The organism is Microlunatus sp. YIM B11417 (assembly GCF_059617205.1).
On sequence record NZ_JCAMPJ010000001.1, the window covers coordinates 1,097,591 to 1,115,815 of the forward strand.

Here is an 18,225-nt window from a genome sequence, read left to right on the forward strand (position 1 = left end):
TCAAGAGTGACCGGGAATCTGCTTGCCGCGCTTTTGGGACACCGGCTGCCCCGGTCGATCAGCAATGGGTTAGGTTAGCCTAAGAATAGGGGGAGCAATGGCTGACGCCGAGCAGTACTACACCGCCGACGTGATGCGGGTGACCGACCTCAATCCCATCTTCCGCCGGGTGATCCTCGGCGGCCCGGGCCTGGCGGGCTACACCTCGTCCGGTCATGCCGACGAGTGGTTCCGGTTCGTGCTGCCGGCCGAGGGGCGGACCGAGGTGCCGCCGCCCGAGATCGTCGACGGCCACGCGGTGTTCGAGGAGCCGCGGCCGCGGCAGCGCTACTACACGGTCCGCGCCTTCGACCCGGACGGCCCGGTGATCACCGTGGACGTGATGCTGCACGGCCATGGTGCCGCCTCCGAATGGGTGCGGTCCGTCCAGCCGGGTGACCGGGTGATGCTCAGCCAGGCCTGGGGTCGCTACGGCGCCGCACCCGACGCCGAGTGGGAGTTGATCATCGCCGACCCGACCGGGCTGCCGGCCGCCTGCCGGATCCTGGCCGAGCTGCCGGCCGGGCGACAGGCGATCGCGCTGCTCGAGGCGCCCGGACCCGACGGCCGGCTCGAACTCGACTCCGCCGCCGACCTGACCGTGCACTGGCTGGACAGCCCCGACCTCGAGGCCGGCGCCGGCCGGCTCGCCGAGGCGGCCCGCGGCCTGGACCTGCCGGCCGGACCCGGCTATGTCTGGATGGGCGGCGAGCAGGCGGCCTCCCGGGACATCCGGAAGTACTTCCGCAAGGAGCTCGGCTGGGGTTCCGAGCGGTACGACATCGTGGGCTACTGGCGGCCGGACTCGGAGGGGTACCTGAAGCGGTACGCGACGGTCCAGGATCAGGTCGCCGAGATCTACCAGCGTGGCACTGCCGCCGGCCAAGATCAGGAAGACACCCTCGACGAGGCCCTGAAGGTGCTTGAGGCGCACAACCTCTGAGGAGACCGTGGTCAACGGCTGCTGCGGCCCGACCCGGGATCGCACGATCTCCTGCGACAACCGGGTGAACGACCGGCACTGGGCGGACCGGCTGCCGATCTTCGCAGCCCTGGACGAGCAGGCCCGGCTGGACGGCTGGCCGGCCTGCGTCGTGATCTTGGCCGATGCGCTGGATCAGGAGATCCACGGTCGCGACCTGCCGTGCCAATGGCCTTACTGGCAGGCGGTCCGGGGACAAGCTGCTGCCTGCGGGTCGCGGAGCGGGGTACCGGTCACCGACGCTCCGGACCGCAGCATCGTGGCCGGCCAGAGCTACGGCCGACTGGCCGCCGGCTACGCCGTCCGGCATCACCATGATCGGTTCCGGGCCGCGGTCAGCCAGCCGGGCTCGTTCTGGTGGCCCGAGTTCGACCGGATCCGTGGCGAGGGCGGCGACCCGGAGTCGATCACGGGGCCGGTTGATCAAGGACGTCAACTCGGGGTCGGTGTCGCTCCTCGGTGACGTCAGGGGTCGCCCGTTGCCGTACCGCGGAGACGCCTGAACACGGATGTCCGGCGACACCGGTCGCCGGAGGGTTGAGGCATGGACTCCCGCGGACTGACCGTCTCCCGCCGCCGACTGCTGACCGGAACCGCGGGCGCGGGTCTGGTTGCGGGCCTGGCGGGCTGCGGGGTCGGCTCCACGTCGGTGAACCAGGTGGCCGCCCAACCGTTCACCCGGAAACTGCCGATCCCGCCGCTGGCGCCGTCGCGCGTGATCGACGGCGTCCGGGTGTTCTCCCTGACGGCCGGCACCGGCCTGACTCGGATCCTGCCCGACCTCGCCACGCCGACCTGGGGGTACGACGGCGACAGCCTCGGGCCCACGCTGCGGGCCGAACGCGGCGAGCAGGTCGCGGTCGAGGTGACCAACGGGCTCGAGGTCACCACCAGCGTGCACTGGCACGGGATGCACCTGCCGCCGACGATGGACGGCGGCCCGCACCAGGCGATCCCCGCCGGCGGTCGGTGGCGGCCCGGTTGGCGGATCGATCAGCCGGCCGCGACGCTCTGGTATCACCCGCATCCGCACGGCGCGACCGAGGAGCACGTCTACCGCGGCCTCGCCGGGCTGTTCCTGATCGACGACGACGCCTCGGTCCGGGCCACCCTGCCGCACACGTACGGCGTCGACGACATCCCGCTGATCGTGCAGGACAAGCAGCTCGACCGCGACGGGACGCTGCGGCTGCGGCGGGACGGCGGCGAGCCCGGCATCCTCGGCGAGGTCGTGACCACCAACAGCATCGCCGGCGCCTATCTCCCGGTCAGCACCGAGCGGGTCCGGCTCCGGCTGCTCAACGGTTCCACCGCGCGCAGCTACCAGTTCGGCTTCGGGGACCGTGAGGTCCAGCTGATCGCCACCGACGGCGGCTTCCTGGACGCGCCGCTGACGGTCGAGCAGATCAGGCTGGCCCCCGGCGAACGGGCCGAACTGCTGGTGATCATGGAACCCGGCGGCAGCGCGCGGCTGCGCTCCTTCGAGGTCGACCTCGGCGGCGTCGCGGTGCCGTTCGCGATGGGCGGCAACGACGCCTTCGACGTCCTCGAGCTACGGGCGGCGGCCCGGCTGACTTCGTCGCCGGCGCCGGACTGGGCGCGCTCGCGGCATGCCGAGCAGGACGCGCTGCACGAGTCAGCGGTGACCCGGACCCGGACCTTCGCGCTGGACGAACGCAAGATCAACGGGCAGACGATGAACCTTTCCAGGATCGACGAGGTGGTCACGATCGGCAGCACCGAGATCTGGGAGATCAGCAGTACGGTGCCGATGCCGCACAGCTTCCACGTGCACGACGTGCAGTTCCGAGTGCTGACGATCGACGACGCGCCGCCGCCGGAATGGCTGCGCGGCCCGAAGGACACGATCTATCTGGAACCGAGCCGCCGCTACCGGCTGCTGCTGCACTTCGCCGACTACGCCGACCCGGCGATGCCGTACATGTATCACTGCCACATGCTGCTGCACGAGGACGAGGGCATGATGGGCCAGTTCGTCGTGATCGAGCCCGGTGACGAGGTGGTCGAACCCGGCGACGACGGTGCCGGCCAGTCGCCCGATCATGATCACCACCACGGGTGACGGTCGCGATTCGACCTGAGTCCAGCCGTTGCCGCGTGGAAATCGCCGTCGTCGCTCCGACTCAGGTCGTTTGGCGACAGGTGGACCGCGACAGCGCCTTGCGGATCGTGGCCGCCACCCAGTCGGTCCGGTCGACCAGGTGTTCCCAGGTGAAGTGCAGGACCGTCCACCCGTGACTGGTCAGCGTGGTCCACTTGAGCCGGTCGCGGTGGAACTGTTCGCGATTCTCGGCGCGATGGTAGGCGTAGCCGTCGACCTCGATGATCAGCCGAGCGCTCCGAAACACGACATCCACGGGGTAGTCCTGGCCGGCGCAGGACACGACGGCGTTGCCGGACCATCCTCGAATCCCGGCTCGGCGAAGGATCCGGTGCAGGAGCCGTTCGGCCTCGGACCAGGGTGAGCCGCGGGAGTCGAGGAGGGCGGCCCGGCGCAGTCCGTTGCCCGCCCGATGAGCCGTCGCCGCGAGGGCTGACTGCAACTGGTCGAGACTCGCCCAGCCCTTGCGCAGCACGAGATCGATGCCGGCGCCTCCGACCCAGGGCACCAGATCGAGCGCGGTCAGCGCCGGCACGGTGATCCAACATCCTCGATGTTCGGTCAGTGCCGCGGGGAGCCGCTCCTGCACGATGCGAAATCCCGGCCGGGTGATCTTGCAGTTCGGCCGCGCCAGCGAAACCACCGGCACTTCGATCGAGGGCCAGAAGCTGAGGCGGGCGGCTGCGGGGCCGGTCAGCACGGCTTCAGGTGCCCACGTGGCGGCGGCGTTGATCCGGATCTCCGGCCGGTCGGCGTCGTCGCGGTGACAGTAGACGCCGGGCAACAGGGCCACGAGGACGCCTCGCCTCGCCAGCCGCTGCAGGGCCCGGGCGAGGCGAGGATGATCACGGATCCGCACCACTCCACCGCCCGCTCTGATCACCTGATCGACTTCGGTCTCCATCGCCATGAGCCAAGCGTCGAAGCGGCGGCGGCCGGAATGCCTGTTGTCCACAGGTGAGGGTGTTGTCCGTTGCGGGCCGGTGTCGTCCGTGCTTTCTTGACTGATTCCAGAAAAGCGTTAGGCTGCGGTCATGCCCACCACAGCGGAACTGCAGGACATGCTGCGGGGGGTCGAGTTGCGCGTGACCCGTCCCCGGGTCGCGGTGCTGCGGGCGGCCCACAGCCATCCGCACGCCGACACCGATTCGATCATCGGCGCGGTTCGCGAGGAGTTGCCCGAGGTCTCGCACCAGGCGGTCTACGACTGCCTGAACGCGCTGACCGGTGCCGGGTTGCTCCGCCGGATCCAGCCGCTCGGCTCGGTAGCTCGCTACGAGTCGCGGGTCGGGGACAACCATCATCATGTCGTCTGCCGTTCCTGCGGTGCGATCGCCGATGTCGACTGCGCCGTCGGGCACGCACCGTGCCTGACCGCGTCCGATGATCATGGCTTCGTGATCGACGAGGCCGAGGTCATCTTCTGGGGTCGGTGTGCCGCCTGCGCTGCCGTACCAACTTCTTGATCAAGTCTCGGAAGGAAAGCAATGTCTCAAGATCAGCCGGTCCCCGCAGAGGCAACCGCGGAGAGCCGGGGTCAGTGCCCGGTCGCGCACCGGGCCCCGCATCCGACCCAGGGCGGTGGCAACCAGGGCTGGTGGCCGAACCGGCTCAACCTGAAGATCCTGGCCAAGAACCCGGCCGTGGCGAACCCGCTGGGGGAGACCTTCAACTACGCGGAGGCGTTCTCCTCCCTCGATCTGGCCGCGGTCAAGGCCGACATCGCGGAGCTGCTGACCACCTCGCAGGACTGGTGGCCGGCGGACTACGGGCACTACGGCCCGCTCATGATCAGAATGGCCTGGCACAGCGCGGGCACCTACCGGATCAGTGACGGCCGCGGCGGCGCCGGTGCCGGGCAGCAGCGGTTCGCGCCGCTGAACAGCTGGCCGGACAACGCCAGCCTGGACAAGGCCCGCCGCCTGCTCTGGCCGGTGAAGAAGAAGTACGGCAACAAGCTGTCCTGGGCCGACCTGTTGATCTTGACCGGCAATGTCGCGCTGGAGTCGATGGGCTTCAAGACCTTCGGGTACGCGGGCGGCCGGGAAGACGTCTGGGAGCCTGAGGACGACGTCTACTGGGGCCCGGAGCAGGTCTGGCTCGGCGACGAGCGCTACACCGGTGATCGTGAGCTGGAGAAGCCGCTGGGCGCGGTCCAGATGGGGCTGATCTACGTCAACCCCGAGGGCCCGAACGGCAACCCGGACCCGGTGGCGGCGGCCCGGGACATCCGCGAGACCTTCCGCCGGATGGCGATGAACGACGAGGAGACCGTGGCCTTGATCGCCGGCGGTCACTCGTTCGGCAAGACCCACGGTGCCGCCGACGCCGACGAGCACGTCGGGCCGGAGCCGGAGGGTGCGCCGATCGAGCAGCAGGGCCTCGGCTGGAAGAACAGCTTCGGCACCGGCAAGGGCCCGCACACGATCACCAGCGGGCTCGAGGTCGTCTGGACCAAGACGCCGACGCAGTGGAGCAACAACTTCTTCGAGAACCTCTTCGGCTACGAGTGGGAGCTCACCAAGAGCCCGGGCGGGGCACACCAGTGGGTGGCCAAGGACGCGGACGCGATCATCCCGGACGCGTACGACAAGACCAAGCGGTGGCTGCCCACCATGCTGACCACCGACCTCGCGCTGCGGTTCGACCCGGAGTACGAGAAGATCTCGCGCCGGTTCCTGGAGAGCCCGGAGGCGTTCGCGGACGCGTTCGCCCGGGCCTGGTTCAAGCTGACCCACCGCGACATGGGCCCGATCGAGCGCTACCTCGGCCCGGAGGTGCCCAGCGAGGAGTTGATCTGGCAGGACCGGGTGCCGGCCGTCGATCATGAACTGGTCGGCCCGGCGGACGTCGCCGCGCTCAAGACCAAGATCATCGAGTCGGGCCTGACCGTGGCTCAGCTGGTCTCGACGGCCTGGGCCTCGGCCTCCTCGTTCCGCGGCAGCGACAAGCGCGGCGGCGCCAACGGGGCCCGGATCCGGCTGCAGCCGATGAGCGGCTGGGACGTCAACAACCCGGCCGAGCTGGCGACCGTTCTCCGTACCCTGGAAGGGATCCAGTCCGAGTTCAACGCCGGTGGCGGTGGCAGGAAGATCTCGCTGGCCGACCTGATCGTGCTGGCCGGATCGGCCGGTGTGGAGCAGGCCGCGAAGGACGCCGGCTACGCGGTCGAGGTCCCGTTCACCCCGGGCCGTACCGACGCGTCGCAGGAGCAGACCGATGTCGAGTCCTTCGTCGAGCTGGAGCCGCAGGCCGACGGCTTCCGGAACTACCTCGGCAAGGGCAGCCGGCTGCCGGCCGAGTTCCTGCTGATCGACCGGGCCAACCTGCTCACGCTGAGCGCGCCCGAGCTGACCGTCCTGATCGGCGGCCTGCGCGTCCTCGGCGCGAACTACGACCACTCCGCACACGGCGTCTTCACCGACCGGCCGGGCACGCTGACGAACGACTTCTACGTCAACCTGCTCGAGCCCGGTGTCGAGTGGACCGCGACCGGTGAGGGCTCGGACGTCTTCGAGGGCAAGGATTCCGCGACCGGCGAGGTCAAGTGGACCGGCACCCGGGTCGACCTGATCTTCGGTTCGAACTCCGAGCTGCGCGCCCTCGCCGAGGTGTACGCCGGCGACGACGCGAAGCAGAAGTTCGTCGAGGACTTCGTCGCCGCCTGGGTCAAGGTGATGGAGCTGGATCGCTTCGATCTGAAGTGATCAACTTCTGAGCAGCATCCGGGCCGGTCTCGTCAGAGGCCGGCCCGGTTCGCTCGTGCGGGGCGAGCGCGGGCTAGCGGAGTTCCGACGCCTCACGAGTCCAGGTGCGCAGGACGTCGGGGGAGATCTCCACGCCCCAGCCGGGTGCGTCGGACAGGGTCAGCTCACCGCCGGACGCGACCGGGAACGGCTCGTACCAGCGCATCCGTGAGACGTCCTCGATCGACCATTCGTGAAACTGGGTGCAGGCCGGCATCGCGGTGATCAGGTGCGCGGTGAAGATCGCCGTCAGCGAGCGCCCTGAGGAGTGCGGCACGCAGGGGATCCCGGCGAGGTCGGCGGCCTCGGCGATCTGGCGGGCGCGGGTGATGCCGCCGACGTAACAGACATCGGGCTGGACGATGTCGACCAACGGCTCGTTGATCATGCGGCGCAGGTTCTCCAGCGAGTATTCCTGCTCTCCGGCCGCGACGGGGATGTCCAGGGCCGCGGCGACCCGGCCCAGGTTGCCCAGCTCCCAGAACGGCACCGGCTCCTCGAAGTGGAGATAGCCATGGTGCTCCAGCAGCCGTCCGACCCGGACCGCCTGCCCGGGTGAGTACGCGCCGTTGGCGTCCGCACTGAGCTCGATATCCTCGCCCAACTCCTTGCGCAGCAACGGGATCAGGGTCTGTGTGCGCCGGTCGGGCTCGACTCCGTCCCGGCCGTTGCGCACCCCGATCTTGATCTTGACCGCCCCGAAGCCGTGCTCGGCGACGGCAGCGACCATGCGATCGACTTCCTCGGCGGGCGTCGTGTCGCGGCGCATGCCGGAGCCGTACAGGGGCACGGACTCCCGCGCTCGTCCGCCGAGCAGCTGAAAGACCGGCTGGCCCTTGGCCTTGCCGACGAGGTCCCACAGGGCCGTGTCGACCCCGGCCAGGGCACGGAACAGGAAGCTGCCCCAGACCTTGTACTCCGCCCGCGCGCACTGTTCGGCCAGGCCGACCAGTTCGAACGGATCCCGGCCGAGATAGTGGCGGGCCACCAAGCGATGCAGCACGGTGGCGGTGATCTCGGCCTCGGAGTGTGCGGTCTGGCCGTAGCCCTCGAGCCCGTCATCGGTGCGTACGCGGACGATGCAGCCGTCGCCGGCGAAGGTCTCGATCGAGGTGATCATGGGCGCGGGTCACGCCGCCCGGGCGGGCAGGCCGTAGAACGCCCGGGCGTTCTCGGTGTAGATCTTGTCCCGGAACTCCGTCGGCAGCCGTACCTGGAACGCGTGCAGCGGATGATCGAAATCCCAGTGCGGATAGTCGGTGGAGAACATCACCTTGTCCACCCCGCCGAGGTGCTCGAACACCGTGAGCAGATCCTTCGGCCGGTGCGGTTCCTCGATCGGCTGGGTGGTGACCCAGAGATGATCACGGACATAGTCGGACGGCTTCCGGCGCACGTGCGGCACCTCGGACCTGAACCGTCGCCATTGTTGGTCCATCCGCCAGGCGAGCGGCGGCAACCAGGCGAACCCGCCCTCGATCAGGGCGATCCGCAGGTCCGGAAGATGATCGAAGAGACCTTCGAAGATCAGACTCGCGACGTGGGCCTGGAACGCTCCGGACATGCCGGTGTGATCTTCGAGATAGTACGAGGGCCAGCCGGCGGCGCTGATCGGCACGCCGCGGACGCCGCCGCCGTAGTGGATGCCCACCGGTAGGTTGTGCCGGACGGCGGCCTCGTACAGCGGCCAGTACTTCCGGTTGCCCAGCGGCGCCGAACTGCGGGCGATCAGCAGCACCTGAACGAAGCCGGGATGATCACCGAGCCGCTCGATCTCGGCGACGGCATGCTCAGGATGTTCGGCCGGAACGATCAGACCGGCCCGCAGCCGGGGCTCGGGGTCGAGCCACTCGGCGATCTGCCAGTCGTTCGTCGCGGCCGACAGCGCAGCCGAGAAGTCCGGGTTGAGCTGGCTGCCCGCCGAACTCAGACAACCGAGCAGACCGTACTCGACGTTCATCTCGTCCAGGTGCTGCCGGCGCATGAAGTCCAGGTCGGCGCCGGGCGCCAGGCCGGACGGCGGAAAGGAGTCCCAGCGCGCCGGCGAACCCTTGGGATAGACGTTGCCGGCGTGTTGCCGGGACCCGTAGCTGCGCTTGTGCCGCAGCCACTCGTTCGGCAGATAGGGATCGATCGAATCCGGCATCGCGACATTGTGAATGTCGCAGTCGATGATCATCTGCCGAACGGCCCGGCGGGAGTCGGCGTGGGATTTCGTGATCGTCTCGGTCATCGGTGTCTCCTTGGTGCGGCCGCGGAAAGTCACTCAGAGGCGGTAGGTGCTCAGTGCGTTGCCGGCCATGATCTTGCGTTGCAGCTCCCGGGTCAGGCCCGTTGGCAGAGCCTTGATCGGGTCGTCGAAATGGGCTTGGGGATAGCCGGTCGAGAACATCAACAGGTCATCGCACAACAGCTGGTCGATGACCTCGGTGAGCTGGCTCGGATCCGTCGGCGCGTCGAGCGGCTGAAGGGTCATCCTGACGTGATCACGGACGTACTCCGACGGCGGTCTGGTGACCCAGGGAACCTCCCGGCGCAAGCCCTTCCAGTCCTTGTCGAACCGCCACATCAGGGACGGCAGCCAGGCGAACCCGGCCTCGATGGTGGCGATCCGCAGTTCGGGGAACTTCACGAAGACGCCTTCGGACACCAGGCTGAGCAACTGTGCCTGGAAGGCCAGCGAACCGTCGACGTAGTCCTCGACGAAGTAGGTCGGCCAGCCGACCGGCGTCGTCGGATTGCCACTCTGGCCGCCGGCCTGGATGCCGACCGTGAGCCCCGCCTCGGTCGCGGCCCGATAGATCGGCCAGAATCCGCGGCGGCCCAGCGGTTCGCGGCTGCGCGCCGGAACGGTGACCTGGACGAACTCGCCGAACTGGGCGGCCCAGGCGATCTCGGCGGCCGCGTACTCCGGGTTCTGCAACGGCACCACGACCGAACCGCGCAGACGCTGGTCGGCCTGCAGCCATTCCTCCAGCTGCCACCGATTGATCGCGCGAGCGATCACCGCGGCGAAGTCGTCATTGTGGATCGAGTCCACGCTGTAGCCGCAGTTGAGCACCGCGATGTCGAGCTGCCATGGATCCAGCAGTTGGCTGCGGAGAAGATCGAGGTTCGATCCCGGTGGGCCGTCCGGAGGTCGAGATCCCGGCAGGTAGAGGTTCGGCGCACCGGCGGGAAGGTTGGCCGGCAGCCCACCCAGGCCGGATTCGCTGATGTAATCCTGCCATCGCGGTTCGAGATACGGATACAGGGTCTTCAGCCCGCCGATCGTGATCCGTACATCGGTGTCGATCAAGCGCTCCCCGACCCATTCCGGCGGCCGTGTGTAGGTTGCCGCGGGGCGATGCTCCAACTCCACCTCAGTCATCCTCGGGACTCCATTCCATGTTCGCCGCGCAGCGCCCGCGGCGATGATCAGATATTGACGATGACGTATTCGCGATCGATCTCGACCTCGTACATCTCGGACTTGTACGGGCCCGGCTGATAGCCGGCGGCCAGCAGTTCGGGGTTCGTCCGGGGCATGTCCCGGCCGGCTTCGACCTCGGCCGGATAGGCGGCCACCCGGGTCTTGGACGGATCGAACCAGGACTGCCCGGTGGCGATCTCGTACTCCCAACCGTGCCAGGGGCAGCGGATGATCTCGCCCCGCATGATGTAGTCGTAGTGGCCCGGCTCGTTCGAGGTGGCCAGACCCGACGTGATGCCCTCGCACATCGGTCCGCTGGCATGCGGGCACTTGTTCCGGATGGCGTAGAAGCGGCCCTTCACGTTGAACACGCCGATCGAACGTCTGGCGATCTCAACGATCTTCCTTCCTCCCGGCGGGATCTCATCGACGGTGCCTACGACATATTTCGTCACAACGGCTTCCCTCCTGTCTCACTTGATCCCGGTCAGCGTGATGCCGCGGCTGAAGTACCTCTGCGCGGCGACGAACACCACGACCGTCGGGATGATCGCCAGCGTCGCGCCGGCCATCAGCGGTCCGTACTGGGTCGAATCCTGGGTCTGGAAGAACGCCAGCCCGACCGGGATCGTGAACTTGTTCAGGTCGGTGAGGTAGATCAACGGACCGAAGAAGTCGTTCCAGACGTTGACGAAGGTCAGCACCCCGAGCGTCGCCAGGGCCGGCTTGGACAGCGGCAGGATGATGCTGACGAAGATCCGGAAATGACTGGCTCCGTCGACCAGCGCCGCCTCGTCGTACTCCTTGGGGATCGACAGGAAGAACTGCCGGAGCAGGAACGTGCCGAAGGTGTTGGCGACGATCGGTGGGACGAGCAGCGGGAAGTGCGTGTCGATCAGTCCGGCCTGCACATAGATCGAATACAGCGGTAGCACCATGAGGAGTTCCGGGATCATCAGCGAACCGAGCAGCACGCCGAACGCGACGTCGCGGCCGCGGAACTCGAGCCGGGCGAATCCGTACGCTGCCAGCGCGCAGACGAACAGCCGGCCGATGATCACGACGATCGTGATGTAGGCACTGTTACCGAGGAACCTGCCGAACGGGAGGATGCCGTTGTTGATCAGGTAGTCGTAGTTCTCGAACGTGACCGGATCCGGGATCAGCCGTGGTGGCAGGCTGATCACGTCGCCGGCCTCCTTGAACGAGCTCGACACCATCCACAGGAACGGGCCGATGGCGATCGCGGCCATGAGTACGCAGCCGAGGTAGGTGAAGGTCGCCGCCGAGATCTGTCGTCGGCGTCGCCCGCCGCGGGCTTTCGGGGCGACCCGATCCGGCTCGATCGTGGCCGTTCGGGTGCGGCTGGCGGGGAGCATCTCGGTCCGGGTCACTGGTAGAACACCCACCGTCGGGACAGGCGGTTCTGCAGCCAGGTGATCACGGCCAGCACGATGAACAGGACGATCGCCATCGCCGACGCGTAGCCCATCTTGCGCAGCGTGAAGGCCTCGTACCAGAGGTGGTAGATGTAGACATAGGTGCCGTCTCCCGGGCCGCCACCGGTCATCACCAGGATCAGGCCGAAGACCTGGAACGATCCGATCGTCTGCAAGATCAACAGGAGGAAGATCGTCGGGGTCAGATACGGCAGCGTGATGTGGCGGAATCGATTCAGCCTGCCAGCACCGTCCAGCGTCGCGGCCTCGATCAGGCTGTCCGGAACACTCTGCAGCGCCGCCAGCATGATGATCATCGTGAAGCCCATGTTGGCCCAGACGGCGGTGACGATCACCGCCGTCATGGCCCAGAACCGCTCGCCGAGCCAGTGCGGGCCCGAGATCCCCGCCAGGTCGAGCAGCCCGTTGATCACGCCGTACTGATCGCTGAACACCCAGCGCGCCACGATGCCGACCGCCACGAGGGATGTCACGTAGGGCAGGAAGATCAGCGCGCGGAAGACGGCCATCCCCGGAAGGTGGTTGTTGACCAGTAACGCCAGCAGCGTGCCGAGGATGATCCCGCCGGGCACGAAGCCGGCCGTGTAGATCAACGTGTTCACCAGACTGCGGGAGAACAGGGGATCGACGCCGGTGAACATCTCCTGATAGTTGGCCAGCCCGATGAATTCGGGAGCAGTCAGTCCGTTCCAGTTCGCAAAGCTCGTGATCGCGGTCGGGATGATCGGGAGCACGTTGAACAGGAGCGTGCCGACGACGACCGGACCGATGAACATCCATCCCCGCAGGTGCTTCCGCAGCCGACGACGTCCGGAAGGGTCCGGCGGCGGACCGGGCCTTCCGAGGACGACGTCCGTGGCTGCGCTCACGTGATCACCTTCGTGTCCGGGTCGGTGAGCGATCCGCCCTTCTCCAGCAGTTCGGTGCCCTGGCTGGCATCCCAGCCACGCTTGGCGATCTCGGCGTTCACCTGTTTCCGCCCGTTGTCGATGTAGTCGGCGGTCGGTAGTTCGCCGCTCATCAGTCCGTTGGCGTTGACGCCGTTGACGAAGGCGTCCGCGAGTGCGGTGCCGATCGGTCCGCGCGGAAACGGGATGTCGATCGGTCTGCCGCCGATCTCATCGAGCGTCTCGGACCAGATGGTCGGTGTCTGCGGATAGGGATGATCGGTGAACGCGGATCCGGTGGCCGCCGCGGTCAACGCGGGCACCGCGAACCTCGCCTTCGCCAGCACCTCCGAGGCCGCCGGCCCGCAGAGCGCCTTCAGCGCGAGGTAGGCCGCCTCGGGATCCTTGGCGGTCCTGGGGATGACCCAGGTCCGGGCATAGTTCTTGGTCATGGCATACAGCGGGGTCTTCGGCCAGGGCATGATGTCCCACTCGATCTCGTCACTGATCTGTGCCGCGATATCCATGCCCTGCCAGGCCATGGCGACCTTGTCGGCGTTGAGCAGCGGCAGGACCTCGACATCGACGGTCGGCGCGAATCCCTCCCGGATGTAGGCGATCTGCTTGTCGATCGCCTGCAGCGTCTCCGGCTTGGCGTACCCGCACTCCGTCTGCTCCTCGTTGAGCGCGGTGTCCCCCGCGCCGTACGCGGTGGCCTGGATCGTGTTGACGGCGAACTGGACGCCATAGACGTCGGTACGGTCGCCGTTGCGTTTCGTCAAGGCGCGGACAGCGGCGTCGAACTCCTCCCAGCTCCAGGCCTCCGCCCAGGAGGTGGGGGCCGAGATTCCGGCTTCGGCGAAGAGCTTCTTGTTGTAGTACAGCACGTTGGCGCTGACCGCCGGCGTGATCGAGAACTGGTAGTTCTCGACCGCGACCCGGGTCGGGAACGTCGGGCTGTACTGCGAAAGGTCGAAGCCGATCTTGGGGTCGAGCATCATCTTGTCGAGTTGCACGATCTTGCCGCTCGTGGCGAGGTCGTAGACCCGGTCGTCGTCGATCCGCTGGATGTCCGCGGTCGTGCCGGAGGCGAACTGGAGCATGACACTCGGCCAGTCGTCTCCCGGCGCCGGCTTCCAGATGATCTTGATCTGTTGATCGTCCAGGCTCTCCTCCTGGGCCGCGGCGATCATGTCCTTGAACATCTGCTGCGTCTTGGCATCGCCGATCGAGCTGAAGGTGACCTCGGTGAAGCCGGGTGGCGTGCCGGACGAGCTCTCGCCACAGCCGGTCAGCGCACCGCCCAGTGCGCCGGCTCCCGCGACGGCCAGACCTCCCTGCAGCAACCTCCTGCGTGGAACCCGGATCCCTGTGCTCATGTTGCCGTCCCCCTTGACGTCACCGACGCGGAGGTCGGCAGCCAGGCCATCGGCCGATGGACGAGGCAGTGGGATAATGGAACTAAAATGTCGCTATATGGAAGATTAACTCTGTGTTGATCGACCTGCAATAGGCATCTCGGCGTCCTGATCCGGCGAGTCAGTCCGAGCGGATCGGGATCCTTCCTTTCCGAGCTAGAGTGATCGTCAACCCCGATGGAATGGGTTGACACAATGGCGTGGATCGTTTGGCTCGTGCTCGCGGCCGCCTTGGGCGTCGTGGAGTTCTTCACCCTGTCGCTGATCTTCGGGATGCTCGCGGCAGCGGCGCTCGTTGCCGCGCTCGCGGCCGGGCTGGGTGCCCCGGTGCTGATCCAGGTGCTCGCGTTCGCCGCGGCGGCCGCCGCCGGTCTGCTCGTGGTGCGGCCGATCGCCCGGCGCCACATGGCACATCCGCCGCTGACGCGTGAGGGCAGCGACGCCCTGATCGGCCGGACGGGCGTCGTCCTGCAGCAGGTCACGGCGGGGCAGGGGCTGGTCAAGCTCGCCGGCGAGGAGTGGTCGGCGCGTTCGTACGACGAACACCAGGTGATCGAGGCCGGCACGATGGTCGACGTGCTGGAGATCGACGGTGCCACGGCTGTCGTCTATCCACGGGAGTTGCTGCCTTAGCGCACCTCGAAAGGTGGAAGGGTCATGGGGATCTTCGTACTGTCCATCGTCATCGCGGCCGTGGTCGTGTTCCTGGTCGCCGCCACGGTACGGATCGTGCCGCAGGCGCACCGCTACAACATCGAGCGGTTCGGCCGCTATCGCGGGACGCTGCAGCCAGGCCTGAACTTCATCATCCCGCTGGCCGACCGGGTCAACACCAAGCTGGACATCCGTGAGCAGGTGCTCTCCTCCCGCCCGCAGCCGGTGATCACCCAGGACAACCTGGTGCTCAACATCGACACGGTGCTCTACTACCAGATCACCGATCCGCGGGCGGCCGCGTACGAGGTCGCGAACTATCTCCAGGCGATCGATCAGCTCACCGTCACCACGCTGCGCAACGTCATCGGCAGCATGGACCTGGAGCAGACGCTGACCTCCCGGGAGAACATCAACAACCAGCTGCGCAAGGTGCTGGACGAGGCGACCGGCAAGTGGGGCATCCGGGTCAACCGGGTGGAGATCAAGGCGATCGACCCGCCGAACACGATCAAGGAGGCGATGGAGAAGCAGATGCGCGCGGAACGCGACAAGCGGGCCGCGATCCTGCACGCGGAAGGCGAACGCCAGGCCAAGATCCTCACCGCGGAAGGCACCCGGCAGCAGGAGATCCTGGTCGCCCAAGGTGATCAACAGGCCGCCATTCTCCGGGCGGACGGTGAGGCCAAGGCGATCGAGCAGGTCTTCCAGTCCGTGCATCGCAACAACGCCGACCCGAAGGTGCTGGCCTACAAGTACCTGCAGATGCTGCCCCAGTTGGGCGGCGGCGAGAACAGTACGTTCTGGGTGATCCCCGGCGAGCTGACCCAGGCGATCAAGTCCGTCACCGAGGCCTTCGGTGATCATGCCGCCAGCCAGCTCCCGCTGCCGAAGCAGGACACCGGCGAACCGCCCGCGAAAGCGGACGACAACACCCGCGAACTGACCGACGGCAAGAACGGCCGCGACGCCTCGACCGCCGCCCTGGAGGCCGCCGAGCAGGCCGCGGCCGCCGTGGACGAGGCCAAATCCCAGGTCGCCGCCGTCGAACGCAACTCGCTGACCTAGCGCTGACCCTCAGGAGATGCCTATTCGCACTGACGCGAGGCAGTACTGCGACTGCACATGGACCCTCCGGACGGGTCGCGAATGCCGGGCATTTAAACCGGCAGCCTAGAGTTCCATGCCTCCATCGATCCAGGTGAAATCGCATCTGCTCCACCGATCTGTGGTTGATCGGCACGTCCGAGGCATCTACTGTCGGAGGCATCCTTTGGAGTCCTGCACTACCAGGTCTGCCGCCAGTTCATCGAGAGCCCGGCTTTCTCGACAGATTCGAGATAGCGCTTGTACGTCGAGTCCCCAGCCGAAGCCTCACCGACTGCATGTCCAAGTCTGGAACGTGAGATTTGTTCAGATGGAGGCGATCTTAGGGCTCGAACACGCCACCGCTATTCTCAACCAGAAGCCCCTCGGTCACCGAGCACCGCAATACGGACTCCAACCGTTCTCGTACCTTTGCTCCGAGGCGCACAACGCCGAGCGACGCTCATCGCCCTGCCGTTGGACGTGACCTGGCTGACCAAGTGGGTCGATGAGTTGTGCGATGAGATCGACCAAGTCGGACTGCCCGTCGCACTGATGCTCGGACACACCGTCGACCCGCTGAGCTTGGTTGGTGCGATCAGTGGTCTGATTGAAGTCCTCAGCGTTCCGGTGCCGTTTTGTCTGCTGCGTTGTGATGTCAGCGCGATCGGAGCGCTCGCCTATGGAGCGGCCGTCGGGGCGGTGGGGACCTCGACCAGTTTGAGGCACATCTTCCCCGTGGGATCTGGCGGCGGCCGTAACCGCGGGCAGACCGCAGCGATCGTGCCGCGCGCGCTGATGTACAAGCAACTGGACCGGATCCAGGAAGCGATCAGGGTCATCGACGACGTCACGTTCTGGACGTGCAGCTGTGTCGTGTGCGAGGGGAAGACTATCGATTGGATCATCGCCGACGAGGACGCCTTCCGTCATTCCATCGCGACGCTGGCGGATCTCTCGGCCCATGTTCTGCATTCAACGGACCCCGTGAGCAGCTGGCTGTCGTCCTGCCGGGTTGCATCCCACCTAGTCGACGAAATCGCGATTCAAGGGCTCGGCTGGGAGATTCCGACCGGCATCCGACGCTGGCTTGAGCTGCGCTCCTGATCTGCGTCCAACCTGAGCATGCCGGTGTCCAGGGCGAACTGAAACATCTGCTCGTTGCGAAGGAGATCCCACGCCGTTCTTGGGCGTTCGGCCGGCGGGTCGACGGTGGATTTCGTTCCGGCTGCCATTGCGTTCCGGCCGTCGCAGGCGACGGCACAATGGTCGAAGTAGTCGCACTGCGCCACCTGAAACGGATCGAGCGGTCGCCACAGGGGGATCGCCGCGCACGTCGGGGCCCAGGTTCGCAGTCCGACCAGATGGTCCTTCACGTCCCTGAACGGCTCGACAGTGACGTAGCCGGACAACTGCACGGCGGTTCGTGGAGCCAACCGCGGAGACGCTGATCGGTCGCGAAGGACCGAGCGGTCCAGAATCGGCCCTTCCCCCATACTCGTGCGCTCGGCTATTGCATCCGCGTCGACTTGCACGAACGGGAAGACCAATCGGCCGTCGACTCGGGTGTAGCCGAGACCCTGTCCCTTGATACCTGCGTGCTCGGCCACAACCGATGCCACGAGCCCCAGATCGAGACCGTTCCAATGGCGCACGGTCCGCTCCTGGAAGTCAACGGACACCAGGCGGTCGCTGCTGCGGATGACCACGATTGCTCCCACTTCTAGTCGCTGACCAAGGTAGCGTCACCGCATTCGGCACCGAGTCCGGGGCCGGTCACAAGACGCTGTCGAGGACGAAAATGTGGGAGGTGACGGACGTGGACGGAGCTGACGGCACGGACGATCGGGCGCAACCGGAGCAGGACGGCTTCGATCCGGAGCAGATCAATTCCAGCGACAATCTGGCCCGAGTGCCGACTCCGGTGGGGCGCGCGAAAACGGCGCGGTACGGGAGGTTGATCCCGGGGCGGACCGAGACCGTGCGGGAGGCGCTGCGCGGCGTGTCGTGGGACGACCAGTACCAGCTCGGGGTCGACACGCTGAATCAGGAGTTCGCCCGCTACCGCCGGGATCCGGTGGACGAGTCCCGGGACGCGATCAGGAGCCTGCTTCTGGACGCCGAGGCGCGCATTCGCATCTCCGCATCGGCGGAGGAGTCGAACGCCGCAACGGAGTACGCGGTGGCGATCGCAGACTACTGGGAGAGGGAGGGGCGTCTCCTCGAACTGCTGACTCCGTTGACGGAGGAGCAGGAGCCGGACCAGGTGAGATTCGGTGCGGCGTCCGTCCTGCTGCATCGCGGGCACGCCGAGATGGCACTGCCCGTACTGGCCGCGCTGGAAGCCATCGAAGCCAAGGCGCTCATGATGATCTGGGAACGCGATCGGCGTCGCGGGGACAAGCCCTGGACCGGCTGA

18 protein-coding genes are annotated in these 18,225 nt (G+C 67.0%); 9 read left to right on the forward strand and 9 right to left on the reverse strand.

Going from position 1 to position 18,225, the window contains the following annotated elements; all coding sequences use genetic code 11:
* Positions 1 to 97: 97 nt before the first annotated feature.
* From AC6CCG_RS05590 to AC6CCG_RS05600, 3 genes are all read left to right on the forward strand, one after another.
* Positions 98 to 982 carry a siderophore-interacting protein gene (locus tag AC6CCG_RS05590; RefSeq protein ID WP_496653480.1) on the forward strand — a complete coding sequence of 295 codons (885 nt, stop codon included), beginning with the start codon at positions 98 to 100 and terminating at the stop codon, positions 980 to 982.
* Positions 963 to 1,484 (forward strand): hypothetical protein, encoded by a 522-nt coding sequence (locus tag AC6CCG_RS05595; RefSeq protein WP_496653481.1) that lies wholly within the window; start codon positions 963 to 965, stop codon positions 1,482 to 1,484. The genes AC6CCG_RS05590 and AC6CCG_RS05595 overlap by 20 nt, the downstream gene beginning before the upstream one ends.
* An 81-nt stretch (positions 1,485 to 1,565) precedes the next feature.
* Positions 1,566 to 3,104, forward strand: coding sequence for a multicopper oxidase family protein (locus AC6CCG_RS05600; protein ID WP_496653482.1), 1,539 nt, complete (start codon positions 1,566 to 1,568; stop codon positions 3,102 to 3,104).
* 61 nt (positions 3,105 to 3,165) lie between these two features.
* On the opposite strand, the gene AC6CCG_RS05605 is transcribed toward AC6CCG_RS05600, so the two are convergent.
* Positions 3,166 to 4,053: a DUF559 domain-containing protein gene (locus tag AC6CCG_RS05605; RefSeq protein ID WP_496653483.1), complete on the reverse strand. Its 888-nt coding sequence runs from the start codon at positions 4,051 to 4,053 to the stop codon at positions 3,166 to 3,168.
* 124 nt (positions 4,054 to 4,177) lie between these two features.
* Between AC6CCG_RS05605 and AC6CCG_RS05610 the strand changes: the two genes are divergently transcribed.
* A complete protein-coding gene (locus AC6CCG_RS05610) occupies positions 4,178 to 4,609 on the forward strand; it encodes a Fur family transcriptional regulator (protein WP_496653484.1) in 432 nt (143 codons plus the stop codon).
* Positions 4,610 to 4,630: 21 nt separating this feature from the next.
* Positions 4,631 to 6,850: a catalase/peroxidase HPI gene (katG, locus tag AC6CCG_RS05615; RefSeq protein ID WP_496653485.1), complete on the forward strand. Its 2,220-nt coding sequence runs from the start codon at positions 4,631 to 4,633 to the stop codon at positions 6,848 to 6,850.
* A gap of 73 nt (positions 6,851 to 6,923) precedes the next feature.
* Here the strand turns inward: katG and AC6CCG_RS05620 are convergent, their stop codons facing one another.
* From AC6CCG_RS05620 to AC6CCG_RS05650, 7 genes are read right to left on the reverse strand one after another with little or no spacing between them, the layout of a single operon-like run.
* Positions 6,924 to 8,009 (reverse strand): mandelate racemase/muconate lactonizing enzyme family protein, encoded by a 1,086-nt coding sequence (locus AC6CCG_RS05620; protein WP_496653486.1) that lies wholly within the window; start codon positions 8,007 to 8,009, stop codon positions 6,924 to 6,926.
* A gap of 9 nt (positions 8,010 to 8,018) precedes the next feature.
* Positions 8,019 to 9,122, reverse strand: coding sequence for an amidohydrolase family protein (locus tag AC6CCG_RS05625; protein WP_496653487.1), 1,104 nt, complete (start codon positions 9,120 to 9,122; stop codon positions 8,019 to 8,021).
* A 33-nt stretch (positions 9,123 to 9,155) separates the two neighbouring features.
* On the reverse strand, positions 9,156 to 10,259 hold the full coding sequence (locus tag AC6CCG_RS05630; RefSeq protein ID WP_496653488.1) for an amidohydrolase family protein: 1,104 nt from the start codon (positions 10,257 to 10,259) through the stop codon (positions 9,156 to 9,158).
* A gap of 47 nt (positions 10,260 to 10,306) precedes the next feature.
* Complete coding sequence (locus tag AC6CCG_RS05635; RefSeq protein ID WP_496653489.1) at positions 10,307 to 10,756, reverse strand: Rieske (2Fe-2S) protein; 450 nt, start codon at positions 10,754 to 10,756, stop codon at positions 10,307 to 10,309.
* A gap of 18 nt (positions 10,757 to 10,774) precedes the next feature.
* Positions 10,775 to 11,695, reverse strand: a complete 921-nt coding sequence (locus AC6CCG_RS05640) for a carbohydrate ABC transporter permease (protein WP_496653490.1) — start codon at positions 11,693 to 11,695, stop codon at positions 10,775 to 10,777.
* Positions 11,692 to 12,630: a carbohydrate ABC transporter permease gene (locus AC6CCG_RS05645; protein ID WP_496653491.1), complete on the reverse strand. Its 939-nt coding sequence runs from the start codon at positions 12,628 to 12,630 to the stop codon at positions 11,692 to 11,694. Before AC6CCG_RS05645 ends, AC6CCG_RS05640 begins: the two co-directional genes overlap by 4 nt.
* Positions 12,627 to 14,027 (reverse strand): extracellular solute-binding protein, encoded by a 1,401-nt coding sequence (locus AC6CCG_RS05650; protein WP_496653492.1) that lies wholly within the window; start codon positions 14,025 to 14,027, stop codon positions 12,627 to 12,629. Before AC6CCG_RS05650 ends, AC6CCG_RS05645 begins: the two co-directional genes overlap by 4 nt.
* 234 nt (positions 14,028 to 14,261) lie before the next feature.
* On the opposite strand from AC6CCG_RS05650, the gene AC6CCG_RS05655 reads away from it, so the two are divergent.
* The 3 genes from AC6CCG_RS05655 (at position 14,262) to AC6CCG_RS05665 (ending at position 16,913) form a co-directional block, all read left to right on the forward strand.
* Entirely contained in the window at positions 14,262 to 14,699 is a 438-nt protein-coding gene (locus AC6CCG_RS05655; RefSeq protein ID WP_496653493.1) for an NfeD family protein, read from the forward strand.
* Between the two features lie 24 nt (positions 14,700 to 14,723).
* Positions 14,724 to 15,788, forward strand: a complete 1,065-nt coding sequence (locus AC6CCG_RS05660) for an SPFH domain-containing protein (protein ID WP_496653494.1) — start codon at positions 14,724 to 14,726, stop codon at positions 15,786 to 15,788.
* Between the two features lie 501 nt (positions 15,789 to 16,289).
* A complete protein-coding gene (locus AC6CCG_RS05665) occupies positions 16,290 to 16,913 on the forward strand; it encodes a hypothetical protein (protein WP_496653495.1) in 624 nt (207 codons plus the stop codon).
* On the opposite strand, the gene AC6CCG_RS05670 is transcribed toward AC6CCG_RS05665, so the two are convergent.
* Positions 16,853 to 17,515, reverse strand: coding sequence for a hypothetical protein (locus AC6CCG_RS05670; protein ID WP_496653496.1), 663 nt, complete (start codon positions 17,513 to 17,515; stop codon positions 16,853 to 16,855). The two genes, AC6CCG_RS05665 and AC6CCG_RS05670, sit on opposite strands and share 61 nt — an antisense overlap.
* A gap of 101 nt (positions 17,516 to 17,616) precedes the next feature.
* Between AC6CCG_RS05670 and AC6CCG_RS05675 the strand changes: the two genes are divergently transcribed.
* Complete coding sequence (locus AC6CCG_RS05675) at positions 17,617 to 18,225, forward strand: hypothetical protein (protein ID WP_496653497.1); 609 nt, start codon at positions 17,617 to 17,619, stop codon at positions 18,223 to 18,225.

Coding starts and splice junctions, on each gene's coding strand:
- AC6CCG_RS05620 (WP_496653486.1), bottom strand. CDS start 8,009: ATGATCACCTCGATCGAGACCTTCGCCGGCGACGGCTGCATCGTCCGC.
- katG (WP_496653485.1), top strand. CDS start 4,631: ATGTCTCAAGATCAGCCGGTCCCCGCAGAGGCAACCGCGGAGAGCCGG.
- AC6CCG_RS05600 (WP_496653482.1), top strand. CDS start 1,566: ATGGACTCCCGCGGACTGACCGTCTCCCGCCGCCGACTGCTGACCGGA.
- AC6CCG_RS05630 (WP_496653488.1), bottom strand. CDS start 10,259: ATGACTGAGGTGGAGTTGGAGCATCGCCCCGCGGCAACCTACACACGG.
- AC6CCG_RS05605 (WP_496653483.1), bottom strand. CDS start 4,053: ATGGCGATGGAGACCGAAGTCGATCAGGTGATCAGAGCGGGCGGTGGA.
- AC6CCG_RS05625 (WP_496653487.1), bottom strand. CDS start 9,122: ATGACCGAGACGATCACGAAATCCCACGCCGACTCCCGCCGGGCCGTT.
- AC6CCG_RS05655 (WP_496653493.1), top strand. CDS start 14,262: ATGGCGTGGATCGTTTGGCTCGTGCTCGCGGCCGCCTTGGGCGTCGTG.
- AC6CCG_RS05610 (WP_496653484.1), top strand. CDS start 4,178: ATGCCCACCACAGCGGAACTGCAGGACATGCTGCGGGGGGTCGAGTTG.
- AC6CCG_RS05590 (WP_496653480.1), top strand. CDS start 98: ATGGCTGACGCCGAGCAGTACTACACCGCCGACGTGATGCGGGTGACC.
- AC6CCG_RS05660 (WP_496653494.1), top strand. CDS start 14,724: ATGGGGATCTTCGTACTGTCCATCGTCATCGCGGCCGTGGTCGTGTTC.
- AC6CCG_RS05650 (WP_496653492.1), bottom strand. CDS start 14,027: ATGAGCACAGGGATCCGGGTTCCACGCAGGAGGTTGCTGCAGGGAGGT.